The organism is Methylobacterium sp. 1030, from assembly GCF_040544715.1.
Lineage (GTDB): Bacteria > Pseudomonadota > Alphaproteobacteria > Rhizobiales > Beijerinckiaceae > Methylobacterium.
This window is the reverse complement of sequence record NZ_JBEPKM010000016.1, coordinates 1-19,945: the sequence shown is the minus strand read 5'-3', so window position 1 is coordinate 19,945 and position 19,945 is coordinate 1. Positions and strand designations below refer to the sequence as shown.

Below are 19,945 nucleotides of genomic sequence, written 5' to 3'. Positions count from 1 at the left end.
CGATCTCTGGCCGTCCGGTCTAGCCCGGGGCGCGTTGCGGCTCGGTTAAGGGCGACTGGGCCGGCGCCGCCTTGGGCTCCTTGGGCGCCTCCGTCCGCATCAGCGAGGTGGCGATCGTCAGCGCCACGTGCTCGGCCATGCAGCGCAGGCCGAGGTCGTTGAGCCGGAACTGGCGGCCGAGCATGTGACCCTCGCCCTTGTCGCTGCGGCGCGACAGGTACTGCAGGGCCTCGTAGCGCCGGACCAGCGGCACGCCCTGCTGGGTCGCGACGCTCCGGACGGCCTCGACGATCCGGTTGTAGTCGACGTCGGCCGCCATGCTGGCCGTGTAGATCGGGTCGACCAGCACCACGTCGATCCCGTGCGACCGCATCCAGCCCACGGCCTCGGCCAGCGCGCTCGCGAAGGCGTCCACGTCGACGCGGGCGATGGCGTCGTGGGTGCCGACCTGCCAGACGACGAGGTCGGGCTCGGCCTCGGCCACCATGGTGCGCAGGCGCTCGGCGGCCCCGGAGGCGATCTCGCCCGGCAGGCCGCGGTGGTCGATCACCACGTCGACCTTCGGCAGGGCGTGTTCCAGCGCGGCCTCGAGCTTGGCCGGATAGGAGGCCGAGGCGCCCGGTGCCGCGCTGCCGCCGATCGCCAGGATCTTGAGCGGACGGTTCTCCGCCAGCGCCGCCTTGACGGCGCCGAGCTGGGCGACGCTGTAGAGCTGCGCCCCCGGGACCCGGCATTCCTGCGACAGGGCCGGATCGTCCGCCACGGGGCCGGCGGCCTGCTCGGCCGCGGCCGCGCCGCCGGCGGGGCCCGACAGCAGGAGCACGGCCAGCGCCGCGGCGAGCCGGGCCCGCGTCATGCGCGGGGTCGCGACGATCTGCTGCGGCTGCGCCATTCGACGAACCATGCCGTAAACCCCAGCCCGACCAGGCCCGAGCCGGCGACCAGCATATCGATCAGCGCGCCGCCGCCCGTCTGGAAACGCACGAGCTGTCCGATCAGGCTCAGGATAGAGCCCATCGAGAAGACAGCCAGTGAATTCCGGCCCATCTGACTCAGATAACCGACGACGCGGCCGATTCGGGGGGCGAGCACCGCGTAAAGCGGTGCAAACGCTAACAATACCCCCAGGAAATGAACCAGTCGCGCCGGGGTCAGGTAAGTCTTCTCGAACGTGAACAGCAGGCGCGGCTCCGGAACGAGCATCGGATCCGGGCGGATCTCCGTCACGGCGAGCACGATCCCGAGGAGAACGATCACGACGCCCGCCGGGATCAGGCGCCGCGACCAGCGGCGCAGGGCGTCGGAGCGGAGGTTCCAGCCCTGCAGGACGAAGCCCAGGACGAGCAGGAGCTGCCAGCAGAGCGGATCGAAGAACCAGTCGCCCTCGCCCGGCCAGGAGGGGACGTTCCACCCGAAGACGAGGCTCGCGAGATAGACGCTCACGGACAGGCCCAGGGCCCCGAGCAGGCTGAAGCGGCCGACCAGGACGAAGACGGGCGCGATGCCGATCAGCAGCACGTAGAGCGGCAGGATGTTGAAGTAGCCGAGCTGGTAGGTCAGCAGCGCCATCCCGCAGACCGACTGGATCGGGTCCGCGAAGAAATTGCCGGCATTGTGCCACTCGAGGATCAGCGGGTTGTCGAGCAGCAGCGCCGCCCCCGCGATGATCGCGAGCGCCAGGAGCATCACGGTGAGCTGCGCCCGGTAGACCTCGACCGTGCGGGCGAGGAGCCGCACCACGCTCCGGCCCGGCGGCTCCGGGTTGCCGTCGCGCCCGCGGGTGGCGATCCCGATCGACCAGCCGGCCAGGAACACGAACAGCTCGGCCGCGTCCGAGATGCCGTACTGCGAGAAGGTGTAGCGCTCGAAGGTGTTGCCCGGGATGTGGTTGATGAAGATCGTGATCAGGGCGAAGCCGCGCCAGAAGTCGATCGCGTTGGGGTCCCGCATCGTCGCGGCGGCTCCGAGTTTCGACGCATCAGGATGGCGGCGGCGGGAACGCGGCCCCTGATACGGCGCCGCAACGCGTCTGCAAAGGCGAACAAAGGTGGGGATCGCGCGGCCCGATCGAACCGGACGGTCACACCCGCGTTATGGCCCGGCACGGAGTTCCGCACCCATGACCCGCCCCCTCACCGCCCTCGGCCTCGCGCTCCTCCTGCCGGTCCTGGCGACCGGCCCCGCGCTGGCTCAGGCCCAGACCGGCACCGGCGGCGGCCCCGCCTCCACGGCGACCGCCCCCAACACCTCGTCGGTCGGCCGCGTCATGCCGCCGAGCCGCGGCGCCGGTGCCGAGACGCCGGACGACCGGCGCGTGCGGACGCCGCGCGAGGCGGAGAACGACAAGCTCATGCGCGGCATCTGCATCGGCTGCGCCCCCCGATAAGGGGGCAGCGCCCGGGTGCCGCCGACGACGCTACTTGCCGCGGCGCAGGCGCAGGTCGTCCTCGCTCTCGCGGGAGAGGCGCAGCAGGTTCTGCCCGTAATTGGTCTTGGCGAACATCTCGCCGCGGGCCACGAGCTGGTCGCGGGTGATGAACTTCTGCAGGTAGGCGATCTCCTCCAGACACGCCACCTGCAGGCCCTGCCGGTTCTGCAGGGTGCGGACGAACTCGCTCGCCTCCAGCAGGCTGTCGTGGGTCCCGGTGTCGAGCCACGCGTAGCCGCGCGACATGCGCTCCACGTGCAGCTGGCCGCGCTGCAGGTAGGCCTCGTTGACGCTGGTGATCTCCAGCTCGCCCCGGGCCGAGGGCTTCACGTCGGCGGCGATGTCGAGCACTTGGTTGTCGTAGAAGTACAGGCCGGTCACCGCCCAGGTCGATTCCGGGTTCTGCGGCTTCTCGACGATCTTCGTCGGCCGCCCCGACTTGTCGAGGTTGACGACGCCGTAGGCCTGGGGGTTGTCGACGTGGTAGGCGAAGACGGTCGCGCCCTGCTTGCGGCTCGACGCGCGCTCCAGGAGCTCGCCCATGCCGGCGCCGAAGAACAGGTTGTCGCCGAGGATCAGCGCCACGTCGTCGTCGCCGACGAAGTCGCGCCCGATCACGAAGGCCTGGGCGAGGCCCTCCGGCCGCGGCTGCAGGGCGTAGGAGAACTTGAGGCCGAACTGCTCGCCGGTGCCGAACAGGCGCTTGTAGTTGTCGAGGTGCTCCGGCGACGAGATGATCAGGATCTCGCGGATGCCGGCGAGCATCAGCACCGAGACCGGGTAGTAGATCATCGGCTTGTCGTAGACCGGCAGGAGCTGCTTGTTGATCGACAGCGTGGCCGGGTGCAGGCGCGTGCCGGATCCGCCGGCCAGAACGATGCCCTTCATGGCTTGGAAACTCCCTCTGAGACCGGCCCGACGAGCCGGTCCAGGATGTCGTCGAGCGCCGCCTGCCAGGGCCGCGGCGCGATGCCGTAGGCCTCGTTGAGGCTGTCGGTGGACAGGCGCGAATTGGCCGGCCGCCGGGCCGGTGTCGGGTAGGCGGAGGTCGGGATGCCCTTGACCGGCACGGAGCGCCCGCCGCGCCGGGCCGAGCCCGCCACGATCGCCTCGGCGAAGCCGCACCACGTGGTGTCGCCCCGGTTCACGCAGTGGAACGTGCCGGTCGGCGCCTCCGGATCCGCGGCCATGGCCTGCGCGATCGTCGCGAGGGCCGCGGCGAGGTCGGCGGCCGAGGTCGGGCAGCCATGCTGGTCGTTCACCACGGTCAGCGCGTCGCGCTCCGCCGCGAGCCGCAGCATCGTCTTGACGAAGTTGCCCCGGTGCGGGCTCACCACCCAGGCGGTCCGCACGATGGCGTGGCGCGGGTTGCCGGTGCGCACCGCCAGCTCGCCGGCGGCCTTGCTGGCACCGTAGACGCTCTGCGGGTCGATCGGCGCGTCGGGCGCGTAGGCCCCGTCGGGCTTGGTCCCGGCGAAGACGTAGTCGGTCGAGACGTGCACCAGCGGGATTCGCTTGGCGGCGGTCGCGGCCGCCAGGATCGCCGGGGCCAGCGCGTTGAGGCGCCACGCCGCGACGACGTCGGACTCGGCCTTGTCGACCGCCGTGTAGGCGGCGGTGTTGATCACCGCCCGGTAGGCGCGGGCGGCGAGCGCCGCCGCGACGGCGTCCGCGTCGGTGATGTCGAGGTCCGCGCGGCCCGGCGCGTGGACGGTGACGCCGTCCGGCCACGTCAGGGCCTGCAACTCGGTGCCGACCTGGCCGGCGCCGCCGAGGACGAGGACGTCCATCAGCCGTTGAGCCCCAGGCGCTCGCCCTTGTAGCGGCCCTCGCGGATCGGGCGCCACCAGCCCTCGTTGCCGAGGTACCACGCCACGGTCTCCTCCAGCGCCTGCTCGAAGGTCTTCTGCGGGCGCCAGCCGAGCTCGGTCTCGGCCTTGGTGCAGTCGATCGCGTAGCGCCGGTCATGGCCCGGGCGGTCGGCCACGAAGCTGATCAGCTGATCGTGCGGCGCGCCCTGCGGGCGCAGCCGGTCGAAGGCCGCGCACAGCGCCTTGACCACCGCGAGGTTGTTGCGCACCGCGCGGCCGCCGAGCAGGTAGGTCTCGCCGATCCGGCCGCGCTCCAGCACGGCCACGAGGCCCTTGGCGTGGTCCTCCACGTGGATCCAGTCGCGCTCGTTCAGGCCGTCGCCGTAGACGGGCAGCTTCTTGCCCTCGAGGGCGTTGAGGATCATCAGCGGGATCAGCTTCTCGGGGAAGTGACGCGGCCCGTAATTGTTCGAGCAGTTGGTCACTAGGACCGGTAGCCCGTAGGTCTCGTGCCAGGCGCGGGCGAGGTGGTCAGAGGCCGCCTTCGAGGCCGAGTAGGGCGAGCGCGGATCGTAGCGGCTCTCCTCCGTGAAGAACGCGTCCGGCGGCAGCGAGCCGTAGACCTCGTCGGTGGAGACGTGGAGGAAGCGGAAGGTCTTCCTCTCGGCCTCCGGCAGCGTCTCGTAATGGCCGCGGGCGCCGTCCAGCATGGTCTGCGTGCCGATCACGTTGGTGCGCACGAAGGCGCCCGGGTCGGTGATCGAGCGGTCGACGTGGCTCTCGGCGGCCAGGTGCATCACCGCCTCGGGCTTGAAGTCCGCATAGGCCTTCTGCACGGCGGCGCGGTCGCAGATATCGGCCTCGACCAGGCGATGGCGCGGGTTGTCGGCGAGCGGCGCCAGCGAGACCGGGTTGGCCGCGTAGGTCATCGCGTCGAGGGTGCAGACGTCGTGGCCGAGATCGTTGACGAGGTGCAGCACCAGCGCCGAGCCGATGAAGCCGCAGCCTCCGGTCACCAGGATGCGCATGGTGGATTACCTCTTCGGATCGATCGAGAACTGAGAAAGCCGGGGCAGCCTAAGACCGGCCGTCGTGACAAAATTGCGGCCGGGCCGCGCTCTTCAGAAGACGCGGCCGAGATCGGCGAGCTTCGGCGCCCGGCGATCCTTGTCGGACAGGATCGCCGCCTCGCCGGAGACCGGCCACGGGATCCCGATCGCTGGATCGTTCCAGAACAGCGCCCGGTCGTGCTCGGGGCTGTAGTAGTCGTCGACCTTGTAGGCGACCATGACGTCGGGCGTCAGGGTGCAGAAGCCGTGCGCGAAGCCGTGCGGGATGTAGAGCTGCTCGCCGTTCTCGGCGTCGAGCGTGACGGCGACGTACTTCCCGTAGGTCGGCGAGTCGCTGCGGATGTCGACCGCGACGTCGAGGATCGCGCCCTGCAGCACGCGGATCAGCTTGGCCTGCGCGCGGGGGGCGATCTGGAAGTGCAGGCCGCGGACCGTCCCCTGCGGGGCCGAGAAGGACTGGTTGTCCTGCACGAACGGCGTGGTGATGCCGGCCCGCGCCAGGGTGTCGGCCCGGAAGGTCTCCGAGAACCAGCCCCGCGCGTCGCCGAAGCGCTTCAGGACGATGCGCTTCACGTCCGGGATCTCGGTCTCGATGACGTCCATGCCAGCGCCCTTCTTGCGGATCCCGTCGCGAGGTCCAGCGGACGTCTCCGCGTCGGTCGTTCCGGGTCGCGCGCCCGCCTCGCCGACCACAACCTCGGTGATGCACCGCGACTTCCGGTCATTCGCCGTCCGTGTCAAGGCGTGCGGGCTGCGGTGGCGTGCACGAGGGGAGCCGATGACGGGCGGAGCCGGACCCGCGGTGGACGGCCTGCTGCGTGCCCAGCTGGCCGATCCGGCCTGCGCGTGGAGCCTCGGCGGCTACGGAGCCGCCGCCGTGTTCGCGCGGGAACCCGACGAGCCGGCACGGCCCCTCGAGGACGACGCGATCGGGCTCCGCACGGCCCGCGGCGCGCTCGCGGTCCGGGCGCATCCGGATCTCAGGCCGTTCGCCTACGAGACCGGCTTCGCCGACGGCTGGAGCCAGACGGTCGCGCTCTGCCTTCCCGAGGCCGCCTGCGCGATGGGCCGGCGCACCGTCCTGACCGAGCTGGGTCCCGACGGGGCGGCAATCCGGCCGGAGGACCGCGCCGCGCGCCTGTTCGATCTCGGCCTCGGTCTGCGCGCCGCGGATGCCTGCATCCGGACCGCCGACCCCGCGCGGATCGCCCGCTTGCGGGCGCTGGCGGGCCGTCCGCTCCTCGCCGCCGGCGCCGCGGCGATGCTGTCCGCTGTCATCTCGGGCCTGGACCAGACCGTCATCACCCGCATCGGTCGTGTCGAGGTCTTCGCGCCGGAGGCCGATCGGGCGGTCGCGGGGCCCGGGCCGCGGTGCCACCTGCTGCCGCAACTCCTGCGACTCGCACGCACGCACGCGGCCACCGCGCCGATCCCGCCGGGTTGGATACCCTGCGGGACGCTGCATCCAGCCCATCCCGCGCGGGACGGGGCCGGGCGACCGGTCCCGTTCGATGCCGGGCGCCACGCCGCGTTCGGACGCGTCCTCGACCGATGGGGCGATCCCGCGTTGGTGGCCCTGCGCCGCGCTGTGCTGGACGGCCGGGATCCCGATCCGCCGCGCGTGGGCGGACGGTTCGCGCGCTCGGCGATCCGCGCGGCGCGCGCTCAGCGGGGGGCTATCGTCAGGTAGTGCCGTCCCCGATCGCGTCCTGACGGTTCGGAGAGACGGCGATCCCGGTCGAGACAACTGCGCCGTAACCCCCTCTCCCGTGCGGGAGAGGGTCGCGGTGAGGGACGAGAAGCTTCAAGATCAGGCGCGCTCTCGGGTTGCCGACAGGCCGCGACGCGTCCGGATGGCCCTGATCCCTCACCCTGTCCCTCTCCCGCACGGGAGAGGGGACCGGCGCCTCGTGCGGCACCGGCTTGGCGATCACTTCGTCCGAACCCAATCCCGGGACCGAATCCAGGCCTCTCAGGGAATGCCGATCATCTTGTGGGTCTGCAGCGAGAGCCGCCAGCGGGCGTCCCGGCGGCAATAGGCGATCGCCGCCTCGGTGCTGGCGACCCGGTCGGGGCCGTCCATGGGCTGGAGGAAGCGGTGCTGGAAGTCGAGTTCCACGAAGGCCGCGGGATCGGCATCCGCCTGCGGGTAGACGAGCTTCAGCTCGTGGCCGGAGACCTGTGCGAGGGCGTTGCTCCCCTTCGGGCTGACGCAGATCCAGTCGATCCCCGGGGGCGCCGGCAGCGTGCCGTTGGTCTCGATGGCGATCTCGAACCCGGCCGCGTGGACGGCCTCGATCAGCGGCGTGTCGAGCTGGAGCAGCGGCTCGCCGCCGGTGAAGACAACGTAGCGGTTCGCGGTGCCGCCCGCCCAGGTGGCGGCGATCGCGTCGGCGAGGGAGGCCGCATCCGCGAAGCGCCCGCCGCCCTCCCCGTCCATCCCGACGAAATCGGTGTCGCAGAACCGGCAGGCCGCGGCGGCGCGATCGGCCTCGCGCCCGGACCAGAGGTTGCATCCGGCGAACCGGCAGAACACGGCGGCACGGCCCGCCTGCGCGCCCTCGCCCTGGAGCGTGTGGAAGATCTCCTTGACCGCGTAAGCCACAACCGTCCCAGTCACCGTCGCGCGCGATCCGGCTTGCGCGCCCGGCCTGCACATAAGCCGTGCCGCCCGCGCGGGCCACCGACAACCGCGCCGTGCAGACCCGCGATGTGATCTCGCCTTGCTCTTGCCACGGTAGGCTCGTTCATGCCGAGATGCAGTCCGGCGATCGCCTTTCGGCCGTCCGGGTTGCGCCGCTCTCCGGCTGGCCGGCCGGAAATCCGACGCCCCCAGGGCGTCGATCCAGGCGATCCTCTGACGAGTCGGGCTCGAATGTCCTCTTCTCTCTACCGACGCCTCACCGTCGGGCTTGCGGCGCTGACGGGTCTGCTCGGGGCAGACCTGGTCGGGATCGGCGCCGCGAACGCCGTGACGGTGCCGATCCTCGTGGCCGACGTGGATTCGGGCAAGGTCATCTACGCGCAGGCGCCGACCGATCCCTGGTACCCGGCCTCGATCACGAAGCTGATGACGACCTACGTCGCCCTGGACCTCGTCCGCCAGGGCAAGGTCTCGCTCGACTCGATGATCACCATCTCGGCCGCCGCCGCCGCCGAGCCGCCCTCGAAGATGGGCTTTAGGCCGGGGACGCAGCTCACCCTCGACAACGCCCTGAAGATCATCATGGTCAAGTCGGCGAACGACGTCGCCTACGCGATCGGCGAGTCGCTCGGGGGATCCGTCGAGAACTTCGCCGCGCTGATGAACGAGACCGGGCAGCGGATCGGCATGCACGACAGCCGCTGGTTCAACCCGAACGGCCTGCCCGACCCGCGCCAGTGGACCTCCGCCCGCGACATGGCGGTCCTCGCCCGGGCGCTGATCCGCGACTTCCCGGATTCCCACGACCTGTTCTCGATCTCGGCGATCCAGTTCGGCCGCGCCGTGATGGCGAACCACAACGGCCTGCTCGGGCGCTATCCCGGCACGGACGGGATGAAGACCGGCTTCATCTGCTCGGGCGGTTTCAACGTCGTGGCGACCGCCACGCGCAACGGCCGGCGGATCGTCACCATCGTGATGGGGCAGCCGACCCCGCGCGAGCGCGACGTGAAGACCGCCGACCTGTTCGACTACGCCTTCGGCCAGAGCGCCGGCTGGACCAGCCCGACCCTCGACGCGCTGCCGGCCTCCGCGATCCCGGCGCCGCCGGACATGCGTCCCTTCGTGTGCGGCGGCAAGAAGCCCCCGGCCATCGAGGACGGTCCCGGCGCGCTGAGCGCCCCCGGTTCGGCCGCGCAGCTGATCGGCGGCTCGGCGGCGAACTCGCCGGCGCTGGCGCTCGCCGCGTTCTCCAACCCGGCCCTCCGGGCGCGGTCCCTGCCGCCGCGGGCGCCGCTCCAGCCGATCGCCGTCTGGGTCGGTCGCAACCCGGCCGAGGGCCAGCAGATCCTCGAGGCGCAGGAGGCCGAGCAGAAGGCCGCCGCCGCCAACACCCGCGCCGCCAAGCTGGAGGCCGCCAAGGCCAAGCGCGCGGCGGCCCTCGAGGCGGCCAAGCAGGCGCGCGCGGCGCGCCTGGAGCGCGCCGAGGCCGCGAAGGCGGCCGCCAAATCCGCTCCCAAGGTCGCCGCGAAGCCGGGCCACGGCGTGCCGCGGAACGCCAGCGCCTACACGTCGGACGTCACGCCCGGGATGCCGGAGGCCAAGCCCGGGAAGGGCCTGACCAAGCCGGCTCCGAAGGCGGCCGCCCACAAGCCGGTGCCCGCCAAGGCCGATACGGCGTCCCACAAGGCGGCCGCGAAGGCTCCGGCCAGGAAGCCGGCCGCCAAGAAGGCGGCGGCCGACGAGTAGGCCCACTCCGGTGCTCGGCGCACCGCCGCGTTGCCGCGGAGGCCGCCACACCCCACTTCGTCGCCCATGTCGCCGCCTCTGTCAGAGACCCCCGCCCCCGCTCCGGACCCGCGCCGCCCGGAGCCCATCCCGCTGACCGTGCTCACCGGCTTCCTCGGAGCCGGGAAGACCACCCTGCTGAACCGGCTGCTGCGCGATCCCGCGCTCGCCGACACGGTGGTGATCGTCAACGAGTTCGGCGAGATCGGCCTGGACCACCTGCTGATCGAGACCGTCGACGAGGACATGATCCTGCTCGGCGCCGGCTGCCTGTGCTGCACGGTGCGGGGCGACCTGATCGCGACCCTTGAGGATCTGCTGCGCAAGCGCGACAACGGCCGGATCCGGCCGTTCCGCCGGGTCGTGATCGAGACGACGGGCCTCGCCGATCCGGCGCCGATCCTGCACGCGCTGATCTACCATCCCTATCTGGTGCTGCGGTACCGTCTCCAGGCCGTGGTGACGGTGGTGGACGCGTCCACCGGCGCCGCGACCCTCGACGCCCATCCGGAAGCCCTGCGGCAGGCCGCGGTCGCCGACCGGATCGTGCTGACCAAGGCCGACCTCGCGGGCGACCTCTCGGGGATCCGCGCGCGCCTCGCGGCGCTCAACCCGGCCGCCCCGATCGTCGCGCCCGACGCCCCCGCGGACACGCTCCTCGGCGGCCTGTTCGGCCTCGACGGCAAGACCGCCGACGTGCGCGCGTGGCTCGGCGACGCGGCGCTGGAGCAGGCGCATCACCGCCACGCCGACGTGAACCGCCACGACGCGTCGATCCGGGCGATCTGCCTGACCAGCGCGGCGCCCGTGCCGCGCCCCGCCTTCGAGATGTTCATGGATCTCCTGCGCTCCGGCCACGGGCCGAAGCTGCTCCGGCTCAAGGGCCTCGTCGCCCTCGCCGACGATCCCGAGCGGCCCCTCGTCGTCCACGGCGTCCAGCACGTGTTCCACGCGCCGGTCACCCTGCCGGCCTGGCCGGATCCCGACCACACCTCGCGCCTCGTCCTGATCCTGCGCGACCTCGATCCGGCCTTCGTGCGCCAGCTCTGGGACGCCTTCCTCGGCCGCCCCCGGGTCGACGCGCCGGATGCCGCCGCCCTGACCGACAATCCCCTGGCGATCCCCGGCCCCTGACGCCGGCGGTCGGCACCGTCCTTGAAGCCCTCGACGCGAAGGGCGCCCCGGAGGCGCCGGATCGTCCCGGATCGGGACGGGTCGTCGAGAGGCAGGACACGCGGATGGCGCGACGCTTCACCGTGATACAGGGCGGGCTCACCGAGCGGCCGGACCGCGCGGCGGATCCGGAAGCCGGAGCCGGTGCCGAGGACGGCGCCGAGGACGGCGCCGAGACCGGGACCTGGCGGGTCGATCTGCGGCGACCCGGTGCCGTCGACGCGGCCTCCGTCGCCGCGTGGCGGGCCATGCTGGTGCGCAACGCGGTGACCGACCCGCTGCGCGACCCGGACCACCTTCTCCCGCTCGCCCAGCACCGCCCGGCCGGTCGTCCCGTCGCCGTCGCCCTCGCCTGGAGCCGCGACGCGCGCGACGGCCACGAGACCCTGCGCGGCGTGGTCCCGCTGGCGATGCCGCATCCGGTCTGGGGCCGCCGCGCCCGGCCCTGGCAGCTCGCCGAGCCCGACGCGGCTGCCCTCGTGGAGCGCGCGGCCGCGGAGGCCGTCGACCGGGCGCTGCGGGAGCGGCTCGGGGCGCTGCGCCGCCCGCTCCGACTCGTCGGCCAGTCCGCACCCGCCCCGGATCCGGAGCCGCGGCGCCCCGTCCTGGCGGCCAGCCGCCCGGCGCGTTCCCGGCCGATCCCGGCCGGGAACCTGCTCGGCGTGCGTCCCGAGGGCTGGGAGCCCGCGGAGACCGAGATGCTCGCCGTCACCGAGCCGGAAGCGGTCCGCGACGCCGTCGAGACCTTCCTCGCCCTCGACGCCCGCACGGCCGCGCGGCCGATCATCGCCGATCCGGCCGAGGCGTCGCTGGTGCGTGTGGTCACCCGGCTGTTCGCCCGCCGCGGCGCGCTGCGGGTCGAGTTCCGCCGGCGGGCCGGCGCGGTGGTCGCCGGGACGCTCCACCTGTGCGCCGGCGCCAACGCGGTGCCCTGGCGCCGCGCCCGGGCCTGAGTGGTCGGTGAGCGGTCAATCCGCCGCGTCCGGGGCGCCTGTCGACGGGGGCGGCGAACCCTAGCTGGCCGACATGACCCGCGACCTGCCCCACGGCGTTCGACCCGCTCCGCGCCGGAAGGCGGCCGCACAGACTGTGCCGCGCTCGCGCGGGGCGGGCGAGGCCGACCGGGTGGCCGCCATCCTCGCGCGCCTCGCCGAGCGGGACCCGGATCCGAAGGCCGGATTCGACCGCACCGACCCGTTCCGCCTGCTCGTGACCGTGCTGCTCTCGGCCCAGTCCACCGGCCCGACCGTCTCGCGGATCGCGGACGCGCTGTTCGCCGAGGCCCGCGATCCCGCCGCCATGGCGGCCCTGGGGGAGGCCCGGATCACCGAGATCGTCCGGCCGGTCGGGCTCGGGCCCTCCAAGGCGCGCAACATCGTCAGGCTGTCGGCGGTCCTGCTCGCGGAGCACGGCGGCGCCGTCCCGCGCAGCGCCGCGGAGATGCGCCGCCTGCCGGGGATCGGCCGGAAGAGCGCCGAGGTCACGGCGAACTTCGCCTTCCACGAGCCGGTGATCGCGGTCGACACCCACATCTTCCGGATCGCGAACCGGATCCCCCTCGCCCCGGCCGCGACCGTCGACGCGGTGGCCGACGGCCTCGCCCGAGTCGTGCCGGACGCGTTCAAGGACAACGCCCATGTCTGGCTGTTCCGGCACGGGCGCGACACCTGCACGGCCCGGAAGCCCGCCTGCCCCCGGTGCCCGGTCTCCGACCTGTGCGCGTGGCCGGGCAAGGCGACGGCCTAGACGCTACTCGTCCTCGCCGAAGCGGTTGGCCAGCAGGGCCTCGATGGCGTCGAGGCAGCTCTCCGCGTCCGGGCCGACGGCGGTGACGGCGATGCGTGTGCCCATGGCGGCGCCGAGCGTCAGCAGGCCCATGATCGAGCGTCCGCCGACTGTCTCGCCGGCCCGGGTGACCGTCACGGCGGCGTCGTAGCGCTCCACGGTCTGCACGAACTTCGCGGAGGCGCGGGCGTGGAGGCCCCGCCTGTTGATGATCGGGAGCTTGCGGATAAGGCCGCCCTCCGGAACCGGCGGATCGTCATCGGTCTCGAAAAGCTCGTCCATCGCCCGTGGTGTTTCCCGCCCGATCGGCGGCCCTGGCGGCCGCTCGTCCCGAACCTAAACCATTGACCGGGCGTGTCGATCCCGCAGCCCCGCGGGCGCGGTGGAACGGGCGGCTGTGTGACCGTGCCGGCTACCACTCGTACTCGGCGCCGACGCCGAGGCTGGTGCGGCCGTCGGTCCCGGCCTCGCCCTTCAGCTTGATCCGGCGGGTGACGTCGAAGTCGACCCCGACGGCGGTGTCGGCGGGCTTCGCCCCGGCCTTCACGCCGACGCTGACCCGATCCGAGATGTAGCGCGAGGCGCCGATCGCCGGCCCGCCGCTCGCGCCGGTGGAGACGTCGAGGCTGTCGAGGCCGAGGCTCTTGCGCGCCTGCTCGAACACGTCCGGACCGGCGGCGCCCCCCGAGAGCTGGGCGACCGCCTGGGCGAGCTGCAGCGCCTGGAACGGCGACAGGCCGGCCGAGGCCTTCTTGAACAGGATCCGCGACAGGATCTCGTCCTGCGGCAGGACCGGATCCGAGGTCAGGGAGAATTGCGGCGCGTCCGCGAAGCCCGAGACCGCGATGCGGGCGGTCACGTCGGTGGCCTTGGTCTCGGCGACGAAATCGAGCTCCGGCGTGGTCAGGCTGCCGGCGAAGGTCAGCCGGCCGCGGCTGAAATCCAGGCGCTGGCCGACGAGCTCGAACTGTCCGCGCCGCAGCGAGAACGCGCCGTTGGCGTTGGGCGACGCGGAGGTGCCGGTGACGCGCAGCGCACCGCCGAGTTCCGCGTCGATGCCGCGCCCGCGCACGAAGATGCGGCTCGGCGCGTCGATCGTCACGTCGAGGGTGGCGTCGAACGGGACGGCCGGCTTCCCGCCCCGTCGCCCGGACCGGGTCGCGGCCTTCCGCTCCGCCCGCTGCGCCAGGCGCGCCTTCAGGGCCGGCGGCGTGTTGACGTGGCGGACGCCCGGCAGCGGCCGGATAGTGGCCGGCAGCCGGTCCGGAACCGCGACGTCGATCGACACGACGTTCACCCGGCCGGCGATCCGCGGCGTCCGCGCCAGCGGCCCCGCCAGCGTGATGTCGACGCTCGACACGGCCGTCATCAGAGGGCTCGAGACGAGTTCGGCCTTGTCGGCGACGACGTGGAAATTGCCCGGGAAGTCGGGCGCGAGGGAGACGCGGCCGGTTACGGAGACCTGACCGCCGTTGCGGGCGGTCGCGGTCAGGCGCTCGACCACGACGCTGTCGCCGCGGCCGGTGACGCGACCCTCGATCCCGGTGAAGCGGAGCCCGTTCAGCGGATCGGTGAAGCTCCCGCCGCTCAGCACCGCCGCGCCCTGGGCCCGCGGCGCCGCGAGCGTGCCGGTGACGCCGCCGTCGATGGCGATCTTGCCGGTGACGCTCTGGCCGCCGACGCTCAGGAGGGAATTGGCGAGGGCGGCGTCGAGCGTCCCGCGCGCGCGCAGGTCCAGCGGACCCCCGGCCTCCACGGGCAGCGACCCGGAGACCGTCAGGGCGACGCCGCGCCCGGCCGTGACCCGCCCGTCCAGGCTCGCCTGCCCGTCCGACAGCGTGCCCTTGGCGGTCGCGTCGATCGCCGGCAAGCCGGCCTGCCGCGTCTGCGGGGCAACGAGCTTGGCGACGCTGACCGCGTAGCGCCCCTCCGGCCGCGTCGCGGGGCCGCGGAGATCCGCCTCCCCGTCCAGGGTCCCCGAGAGGGCGAGGCTCGGTGCGGCGATCCGGGCGAGCGACAGGGGCAGCGACCGGATCGCCACCTTGAGGTCGAGATCCCGCCCGGCGCGGCCCGCGACCGTGACGCGGCCGGAGCCCGCCGCGATCGACAGGCCGTCGATCACCGCGCCGCCGTCCCGGAGGGTGATCGCCGCCGGCCCGGTGAGGGCGAAGCGGTCGTTGCCGCGGGCCGCCGACAGGCGCTGGATCTCGATCCGCGTGTCCGCGGCCGGGACGACCCGCGCGGCGCCGTCGAGCGTGAAGCCGCGCGCCCGGGCGGTGAGGCTCACGTCGCTGAAGGCGGGCGTGCCGTTCGCGAGGAGCCGGATCGTGTCGACCTGCTGGCCGGCGGCCACGAGCCGGTCGGCCTCGATGCGCCCGTCGAGGACCGGGTGGGCGCGCAGGTCGCGTCCCGAGAGGTCCGCGTCGAGCCGCGCGAGGGCGGTCTCGCCGTAGCGGAGACCGGCCCCGGTGGCGCGGACGGTCACGTCCTGGCGCCCGCCGTCGCGGGCGAGGGTCAGTGCGGCGTTGAGGCGGCCCGCGACCGGTTCCGGGACCAGGGGCGCGATGTCCGTCAGGTCGCCGGCCCGCACGGTGAGTGCGCCGGCCGACAGCCACGTGTCGGCCGCGACCGTCGCCTGGCCGGCGACGGAGACCGAGCCGAGATCGAGGCCGAGCCGGTCGAGGACCCAGTCCCCGCCGACGCGCGCGAGGTGCGCGCCGCCGGTCAGCGGCTTGCCGCCGACATCGCCGCCGAGCCGGACCGTGCCGTCCGGCGCGAGGAGCGCGTCCCGCAGGACCGCCTCGACGCGCAGGTCCCGGATCGGCTTGCCGGCCGCCGTGGCGGAGGGCGCCGTCAGGGTCGCGGTCACGTCCGGATGCTCGAGGGATCCGGTCAGGCGCGCGTCGACGCCCGCCCTGCCGGTGAGGCGCCCGTCGAGATCCGCGAGGCTCTTGAGGTCGATCCTGCCGGTGACGTCCGCGCGGGTCGCCGTCGCCTCGCCCTGCAGGGTCGCGGTGACGCCGGAGCCTTCCAGGCGCAGATGGTCGAAGCCGTACCCGTCGAAGGTCTGGGAGACGCGCCCCTGGAGGCTCGGCGCGGGGCCGAGGGTGCGGTCGGCCGCCCGGACCCCGGTGACGACGCCGCTCGTCGTCACGGCGAGGTCGGCGGCGACGGCCTTGCGCGCCGGATCGCCGCTGAGCCGCGCCTTGGCGTCGAGGCTGCCCGCGAGACCCTGGCCCGCGAGGCCCGAGAAGACGGAGAGGTCCGGCAGCGCCGCGTCCACGGTGCCGGTCAGGGTGTTCTGGCCGACCCGGCCGGCATAGGCGGCCCGCGCCGTGTCGGAATCGAGGTTGAGCGCCGCGATATCGAGAACGCCGTCGGCGCCGGCCGAGGCCCGGAGCGTCACGGTGGCCCGGCTGCCGATCGCCCGACGCAGGGCCGGGTCGGCGAGCTTCAGCCCGTCGACCCGGCCGTCCGCCGCGATGGCGAAACGCTGCGCCGACGGCTCGCCCTGCGGGTCGATGCCGAGGCTGGCCTCGATCCGGTCGAGGCTGGAATCGCGGCTGCGCAGGGCGGCCGCGTCGAGACGGCCCCGGACGGTGGGCGCCGCCAGCGGTCCCTTGAGGCTGCCGTCGAAGACGAGCTTGCCGATCTCGGCCTCGCCGGCCCGGGTGACGTCGCCCTCCGTCGGCAGGGCGCGCGCCTGCAGCGTCAGGTCGGCGATCCGGTCGCGGGTGAGGCTGCCGCCGGCCGTCAGGCGCGCCGTGCGGGAGGTCAGCTCCAGCCGGTCGATCCGGAAGGCGCCGCTATCCGCGAAGGCGAGGCCGCCGTCGAGCTTAGTGGTGCCGGCGAAGACCGCCGCCGCCGGACCGGGCATCAGCCCCTCGATCCGGGCCGCGAGGTCGAGGGCGAGGCGCCGCTCGGCCCCGATGCGGGAGATCTTCGCCCCGCCCCTGGCGCCGATGTCGGGACCGGCCGTGAAGTCGAGCTTGGCCCCCCAGGCATCCAGTGTCCCGGTCCCGTCGAGCGCGAAGTCGATCGGCGGGGTGCCGGGCAGGTTGGCGGCCTTCGAGAGCAGGCCGCCCGCCGGCTCGACCAGGTTCGCCTTGAGTTCCAGCCGCTCGCCGTTCGGCACGAACAGCAGCGACAGCAGGAAGCGGCCCGGCGCGTCGAGGCGCTGCGCCCTCGCCTGCAGGTCGAGCCCCTCGCTGGCGGCGCCGAGCTTCGCCCGGCCCTCCGCCGACAGCCGCGCCGGCTGCCCGGCCACCGCCTCGCCCAGGGTCAGCTCGGCCAGCTTGAAGCCCTTGATCTCGACCTTGACCGGCAGGTCCGGGAGGAGCCGCCCGTCGGGCTTGGCCTCGGGCGGCGGCGGTCCGGGTATCGGCCGGCGCAGCACGTCGAGATGCCCGATCTCGAGGCTGTCGACCTCCAGCCGTCCCGACAGGAGGGCCAGCCGCCGCCAGACGATGCGGGCCCGGTCGAGCTTCAGCCAGACGCCGTCGCGGTCGCTGATCGCCACGTCCCGGATGGTCGCGTCCGAGGACAGGGCGCCGTCGATGGCGCCGATCGCCACCCGCGACGAGGGCGTCGACAGGGCGCGGGACAGGAGGCCGCCGAGGACGGACTTGTCGCCCTCGTCGGCGCGCGTCGCCGCGAGGGTCCAGGGCAGCAGGGCGAGGCAGACCAGGACGAGCGCCAGGCTCCACCGGCCGGGACGGGCGGTCGGACGCGCGGTGCGCGGCGTGAGTCCGGTTCGGAACACCATTCAGAACGCCTGCCCCAGGCTGAGATACAGGACGGCGGGACGCACGTGTCCGCCCTTGTAGGGGTCGAGCGGGAAGGCGACGTCCGCGCGGATCGGCCCGATGCCGGTGTAGTAGCGCAGGCCGATGCCCACGGATTTGCGGATCTTCTCATCGAAATCCGGCGTCGCCGAGGCGAAGGCGGTGCCCGCGTCGAAGAACGGCACGACGCCGATCGTGTCGGTGACCTTGATGCGCGCCTCGAGCGAGGCCTCCAGCAGGCTGCGGCCGCCGATCGGCAGGTTGAAGGGACCGATCGGCCCGAGGGTCCGGTACGGGTAGCCGCGGACCGAGCCGCCGCCGCCCGCGAAGAACCTGAAATTGTCGGGGATCTCCCCCAGCGGCGCGCCCGAGACCGAGCCGAAGCCGACGCGGCCGGCCAGGATCACGCGGGCCTCGTCGTCCAGGGCGTAGTAGGTCGATCCCTGCGCCTTGGCCACGACGATGCCGGGCGAGGAGATCGCGCCGGGATAGACCGCCAGCGACGCGATGGCCCGGACGCCCCGGGTCGGGTCGAGGAGGCTGTCGGTGGAATCGTAGGTCACCGAGGCCGGCACGCCGATCAGCCGGTAATTGACCGTGCCGAGGGCGTCCTTCGACCGGCCCGCCTGCGCGTCGAGCCCGATCTGCGCCGAGAACGTGTCCGAGAACCGGTGGCGGATCGCCCCCGAGACGCCCCCGCCATCCACGAGGTAGCTCTGCTGCACCTCGCGGGTGATGAAGGCGTTGGCGAGAAAGTCGTTGCGCGTCCCCCACAGGGCCGGCTGGACGTAGGTCGCAGAGAGGCGGCCGCCGAGGCCGTTCGTGCCGATCCCCGCGAGCTTGCGCTGGTTGGCGAACGGGTCGTTCCCGAGGCCCAGGTAGTAGATGTCGGCGTCCACCCTGAAGGACTCGCCGCCACCGAACAGGTTGCGGTTGGCGTAGTAGGCCCGCACGCCCGGCCCGTCGACGGTGGAGTAGCGCGCCGAGACGCCCACGAGGTTGCGCTCGCGCTCGGTGACCGCGACGAACAGCGGCAGGTTCCCGTCGGCGTCGAGGGTCGTGCCCTCGCGGACCCGCACGCCGCCGATCCCCTCGATCCGCGCCACCGACCGGCGGATCGCCGCCACCGCCTGGGGCGAGTACGGGTCGCCCGGCTCGGCGTAGATGAAGGAGCGGATGGTGGCCGGGTCGATGCCCGGCGCTCCGCTGATGGCGACCGGGCCGAGTCCGGCCACCGGGCCCGGCGCCACCGTGAAGGTCACGTCCATGACGTGGGCGGAATCGTCCACCACGGGGTCGCGCGCGATCACCTTGGCGAAGGGATGGCCCTGCGCGCGGAACTGGTCGACGATCTGCGCTTCCCGCGCCAGCACCGTGGCCGAGCGCGCGGGAACGTCGTCGTCGACGCGGGTGACCCGCGCGGGTAGCGCGGAGTCCGGGAACGGGTTGCCCGCCGGATCGCGCACGGTGATCCGGCGCAGCTGGTAGAGGGGCCCGAGATCGACCGCGATCCGCACCGGGACGAGGCCGCGGTTGCGCCACGCCTCCGCGGCACCGACCGCCGACGCCGCCTGGCCCGGCACCGGCGCGCCGTCGATCCGGATCGTGACCGTTCCCTGATAGTAGCCGTAGCCCGACAGGACGTCGGCGAGCTTGGCGCGATCGGTCTCGGCCCGGCGCAGCAGGCCCTCGCCGTCGGGCGGCGGCTCCTGACGCAGGCGATAGAGGGTGGACGTGTCCTGCAGGGCCCGCAGCACGTCGGAATCGTCCGTGCCGGTGATCCGCAGCGTGTACGGAAGCGCCGTCGCGCTCGGTGGCGGCGGCTCCGGCTCGCTGCCGAACAGGCCGAACAGGTCGAAGGCACGCGCGGGTTGAGTCCCCACGGCGATGAGCAGGGTCAGGGCCAGGGCGACCAGCCTCGGCGGCGATGCGCGACGCATCACCGGGCGGGCCGCACGATGAGAGGGAGCGGAGACGCGCAAACCGCGCTCTTCAGCTCCGATCGAGGTCGGCCGTGCCGCCTGCCTGTGAGATCATTGCCGCTCCCCCCTCACGCCGTATCACGACGTACCCCACCGCATCTTAAGGCCAGGTGCCTGCGAGGCCAACACCGCCAAGGTCGCGGCCCGGGGACCGCGCCCGGGAACCGGTTCGGCCGCTCGCGATGAGGCTGGTCAACGACGGGCTCCGACGCGCGTGATGCAGGCGGCACAGACCGCGAACCCGGGGCGGCGCGGTGCTCGGACTCCCCTCCCCTCGCGGAGGGCAGGCCGTGTTCCGGAGCGTGTCCGCGCCACGAGCGGGTCCACGCGACTTACTGCCACAACGCAGAACCCGCCGCGCTGTTAAGCGCGGCGGGTTCTGTGCGTCGGATTTGGTTGCGGGGACAGGATTTGAACCTGTGACCTTCAGGTTATGAGCCTGACGAGCTACCGGGCTGCTCCACCCCGCGCCAAGTCTGT

The 19,945-nt window shown here is 73.3% G+C and carries 16 protein-coding genes and 1 tRNA gene; 6 read left to right on the top strand and 11 right to left on the bottom strand.

What is annotated here, in order from left to right:
• Window positions 1–19: 19 nt before the first annotated feature.
• Together ABIC30_RS22265 and ABIC30_RS22260 are read right to left on the bottom strand one after the other, a co-directional pair.
• Entirely contained in the window at window positions 20–892 is an 873-nt protein-coding gene (locus ABIC30_RS22265; RefSeq protein ID WP_354456095.1) for an SGNH/GDSL hydrolase family protein, read from the bottom strand.
• Complete coding sequence (locus ABIC30_RS22260; RefSeq protein ID WP_042672499.1) at window positions 853–1,950, bottom strand: OpgC family protein; 1,098 nt, start codon at window positions 1,948–1,950, stop codon at window positions 853–855. Before ABIC30_RS22260 ends, ABIC30_RS22265 begins: the two co-directional genes overlap by 40 nt.
• A gap of 169 nt (window positions 1,951–2,119) precedes the next feature.
• Here ABIC30_RS22260 and ABIC30_RS22255 point away from each other — a divergent pair, with 169 nt between their 5' ends.
• Window positions 2,120–2,386, top strand: a complete 267-nt coding sequence (locus tag ABIC30_RS22255) for a hypothetical protein (protein WP_020094108.1) — start codon at window positions 2,120–2,122, stop codon at window positions 2,384–2,386.
• 30 nt (window positions 2,387–2,416) lie between these two features.
• Here ABIC30_RS22255 and rfbA read toward each other — a convergent pair whose 3' ends face one another.
• From rfbA to rfbC, 4 genes are all read right to left on the bottom strand, one after another.
• Complete coding sequence (gene rfbA, locus ABIC30_RS22250) at window positions 2,417–3,316, bottom strand: glucose-1-phosphate thymidylyltransferase RfbA (protein WP_020094107.1); 900 nt, start codon at window positions 3,314–3,316, stop codon at window positions 2,417–2,419.
• Window positions 3,313–4,218 carry a dTDP-4-dehydrorhamnose reductase gene (gene rfbD, locus ABIC30_RS22245; protein ID WP_103985615.1) on the bottom strand — a complete coding sequence of 302 codons (906 nt, stop codon included), beginning with the start codon at window positions 4,216–4,218 and terminating at the stop codon, window positions 3,313–3,315. Before rfbD ends, rfbA begins: the two co-directional genes overlap by 4 nt.
• Entirely contained in the window at window positions 4,218–5,267 is a 1,050-nt protein-coding gene (gene rfbB, locus ABIC30_RS22240) for a dTDP-glucose 4,6-dehydratase (RefSeq protein ID WP_042672497.1), read from the bottom strand. Before rfbB ends, rfbD begins: the two co-directional genes overlap by 1 nt.
• Window positions 5,268–5,360: 93 nt before the next feature.
• On the bottom strand, window positions 5,361–5,912 hold the full coding sequence (gene rfbC, locus ABIC30_RS22235; RefSeq protein WP_020094104.1) for a dTDP-4-dehydrorhamnose 3,5-epimerase: 552 nt from the start codon (window positions 5,910–5,912) through the stop codon (window positions 5,361–5,363).
• A gap of 175 nt (window positions 5,913–6,087) precedes the next feature.
• Between rfbC and ABIC30_RS22230 the strand changes: the two genes are divergently transcribed.
• Window positions 6,088–6,999 (top strand): DUF6925 family protein, encoded by a 912-nt coding sequence (locus tag ABIC30_RS22230; RefSeq protein WP_354456094.1) that lies wholly within the window; start codon window positions 6,088–6,090, stop codon window positions 6,997–6,999.
• 282 nt (window positions 7,000–7,281) lie between these two features.
• Here ABIC30_RS22230 and queE read toward each other — a convergent pair whose 3' ends face one another.
• A complete protein-coding gene (gene queE / locus ABIC30_RS22225) occupies window positions 7,282–7,914 on the bottom strand; it encodes a 7-carboxy-7-deazaguanine synthase (RefSeq protein WP_354456118.1) in 633 nt (210 codons plus the stop codon).
• Window positions 7,915–8,184: 270 nt separating this feature from the next.
• Between queE and ABIC30_RS22220 the strand changes: the two genes are divergently transcribed.
• The 4 genes from ABIC30_RS22220 to ABIC30_RS22205 all read left to right on the top strand — a co-directional run bounded on the left by ABIC30_RS22220 (window position 8,185) and on the right by ABIC30_RS22205 (window position 12,660).
• A complete protein-coding gene (locus ABIC30_RS22220) occupies window positions 8,185–9,702 on the top strand; it encodes a D-alanyl-D-alanine carboxypeptidase family protein (protein WP_354456093.1) in 1,518 nt (505 codons plus the stop codon).
• A 66-nt stretch (window positions 9,703–9,768) separates the two neighbouring features.
• The gene (locus ABIC30_RS22215; protein WP_042672494.1) at window positions 9,769–10,875 is read left to right on the top strand and encodes a CobW family GTP-binding protein; all 1,107 of its coding nucleotides are present in this window, start codon (window positions 9,769–9,771) and stop codon (window positions 10,873–10,875) included.
• Window positions 10,876–10,979: 104 nt separating this feature from the next.
• Window positions 10,980–11,867: a GNAT family N-acetyltransferase gene (locus ABIC30_RS22210; RefSeq protein ID WP_020094099.1), complete on the top strand. Its 888-nt coding sequence runs from the start codon at window positions 10,980–10,982 to the stop codon at window positions 11,865–11,867.
• Between the two features lie 73 nt (window positions 11,868–11,940).
• On the top strand, window positions 11,941–12,660 hold the full coding sequence (locus ABIC30_RS22205; RefSeq protein ID WP_026605075.1) for an endonuclease III domain-containing protein: 720 nt from the start codon (window positions 11,941–11,943) through the stop codon (window positions 12,658–12,660).
• Between the two features lie 3 nt (window positions 12,661–12,663).
• Here ABIC30_RS22205 and ABIC30_RS22200 read toward each other — a convergent pair whose 3' ends face one another.
• The 4 genes from ABIC30_RS22200 to ABIC30_RS22185 all read right to left on the bottom strand — a co-directional run bounded on the left by ABIC30_RS22200 (window position 12,664) and on the right by ABIC30_RS22185 (window position 19,935).
• Complete coding sequence (locus ABIC30_RS22200; RefSeq protein WP_020094097.1) at window positions 12,664–12,981, bottom strand: HPr family phosphocarrier protein; 318 nt, start codon at window positions 12,979–12,981, stop codon at window positions 12,664–12,666.
• 130 nt (window positions 12,982–13,111) lie between these two features.
• Window positions 13,112–17,464: a translocation/assembly module TamB domain-containing protein gene (locus ABIC30_RS22195; RefSeq protein WP_354456092.1), complete on the bottom strand. Its 4,353-nt coding sequence runs from the start codon at window positions 17,462–17,464 to the stop codon at window positions 13,112–13,114.
• Entirely contained in the window at window positions 17,465–19,423 is a 1,959-nt protein-coding gene (locus ABIC30_RS22190; RefSeq protein WP_020094095.1) for an autotransporter assembly complex protein TamA, read from the bottom strand.
• A 435-nt stretch (window positions 19,424–19,858) separates the two neighbouring features.
• Window positions 19,859–19,935, bottom strand: a tRNA-Met gene (locus ABIC30_RS22185).
• Between the last annotated feature and the right edge of the window lie 10 nt (window positions 19,936–19,945).

Excerpts from the sequence above, each read along its gene's own strand:
- ABIC30_RS22220 (WP_354456093.1), top strand. The coding sequence starts at position 8,185 with ATGTCCTCTTCTCTCTACCGACGCCTCACCGTCGGGCTTGCGGCGCTG.
- ABIC30_RS22215 (WP_042672494.1), top strand. The coding sequence starts at position 9,769 with ATGTCGCCGCCTCTGTCAGAGACCCCCGCCCCCGCTCCGGACCCGCGC.
- ABIC30_RS22195 (WP_354456092.1), bottom strand. The coding sequence starts at position 17,464 with ATGGTGTTCCGAACCGGACTCACGCCGCGCACCGCGCGTCCGACCGCC.
- ABIC30_RS22230 (WP_354456094.1), top strand. The coding sequence starts at position 6,088 with ATGACGGGCGGAGCCGGACCCGCGGTGGACGGCCTGCTGCGTGCCCAG.
- ABIC30_RS22200 (WP_020094097.1), bottom strand. The coding sequence starts at position 12,981 with ATGGACGAGCTTTTCGAGACCGATGACGATCCGCCGGTTCCGGAGGGC.
- rfbC (WP_020094104.1), bottom strand. The coding sequence starts at position 5,912 with ATGGACGTCATCGAGACCGAGATCCCGGACGTGAAGCGCATCGTCCTG.
- ABIC30_RS22190 (WP_020094095.1), bottom strand. The coding sequence starts at position 19,423 with ATGCGTCGCGCATCGCCGCCGAGGCTGGTCGCCCTGGCCCTGACCCTG.
- rfbA (WP_020094107.1), bottom strand. The coding sequence starts at position 3,316 with ATGAAGGGCATCGTTCTGGCCGGCGGATCCGGCACGCGCCTGCACCCG.
- rfbD (WP_103985615.1), bottom strand. The coding sequence starts at position 4,218 with ATGGACGTCCTCGTCCTCGGCGGCGCCGGCCAGGTCGGCACCGAGTTG.
- ABIC30_RS22255 (WP_020094108.1), top strand. The coding sequence starts at position 2,120 with ATGACCCGCCCCCTCACCGCCCTCGGCCTCGCGCTCCTCCTGCCGGTC.
- ABIC30_RS22210 (WP_020094099.1), top strand. The coding sequence starts at position 10,980 with ATGGCGCGACGCTTCACCGTGATACAGGGCGGGCTCACCGAGCGGCCG.
- rfbB (WP_042672497.1), bottom strand. The coding sequence starts at position 5,267 with ATGCGCATCCTGGTGACCGGAGGCTGCGGCTTCATCGGCTCGGCGCTG.
- ABIC30_RS22260 (WP_042672499.1), bottom strand. The coding sequence starts at position 1,950 with ATGCGGGACCCCAACGCGATCGACTTCTGGCGCGGCTTCGCCCTGATC.
- ABIC30_RS22205 (WP_026605075.1), top strand. The coding sequence starts at position 11,941 with ATGACCCGCGACCTGCCCCACGGCGTTCGACCCGCTCCGCGCCGGAAG.
- ABIC30_RS22265 (WP_354456095.1), bottom strand. The coding sequence starts at position 892 with ATGGCGCAGCCGCAGCAGATCGTCGCGACCCCGCGCATGACGCGGGCC.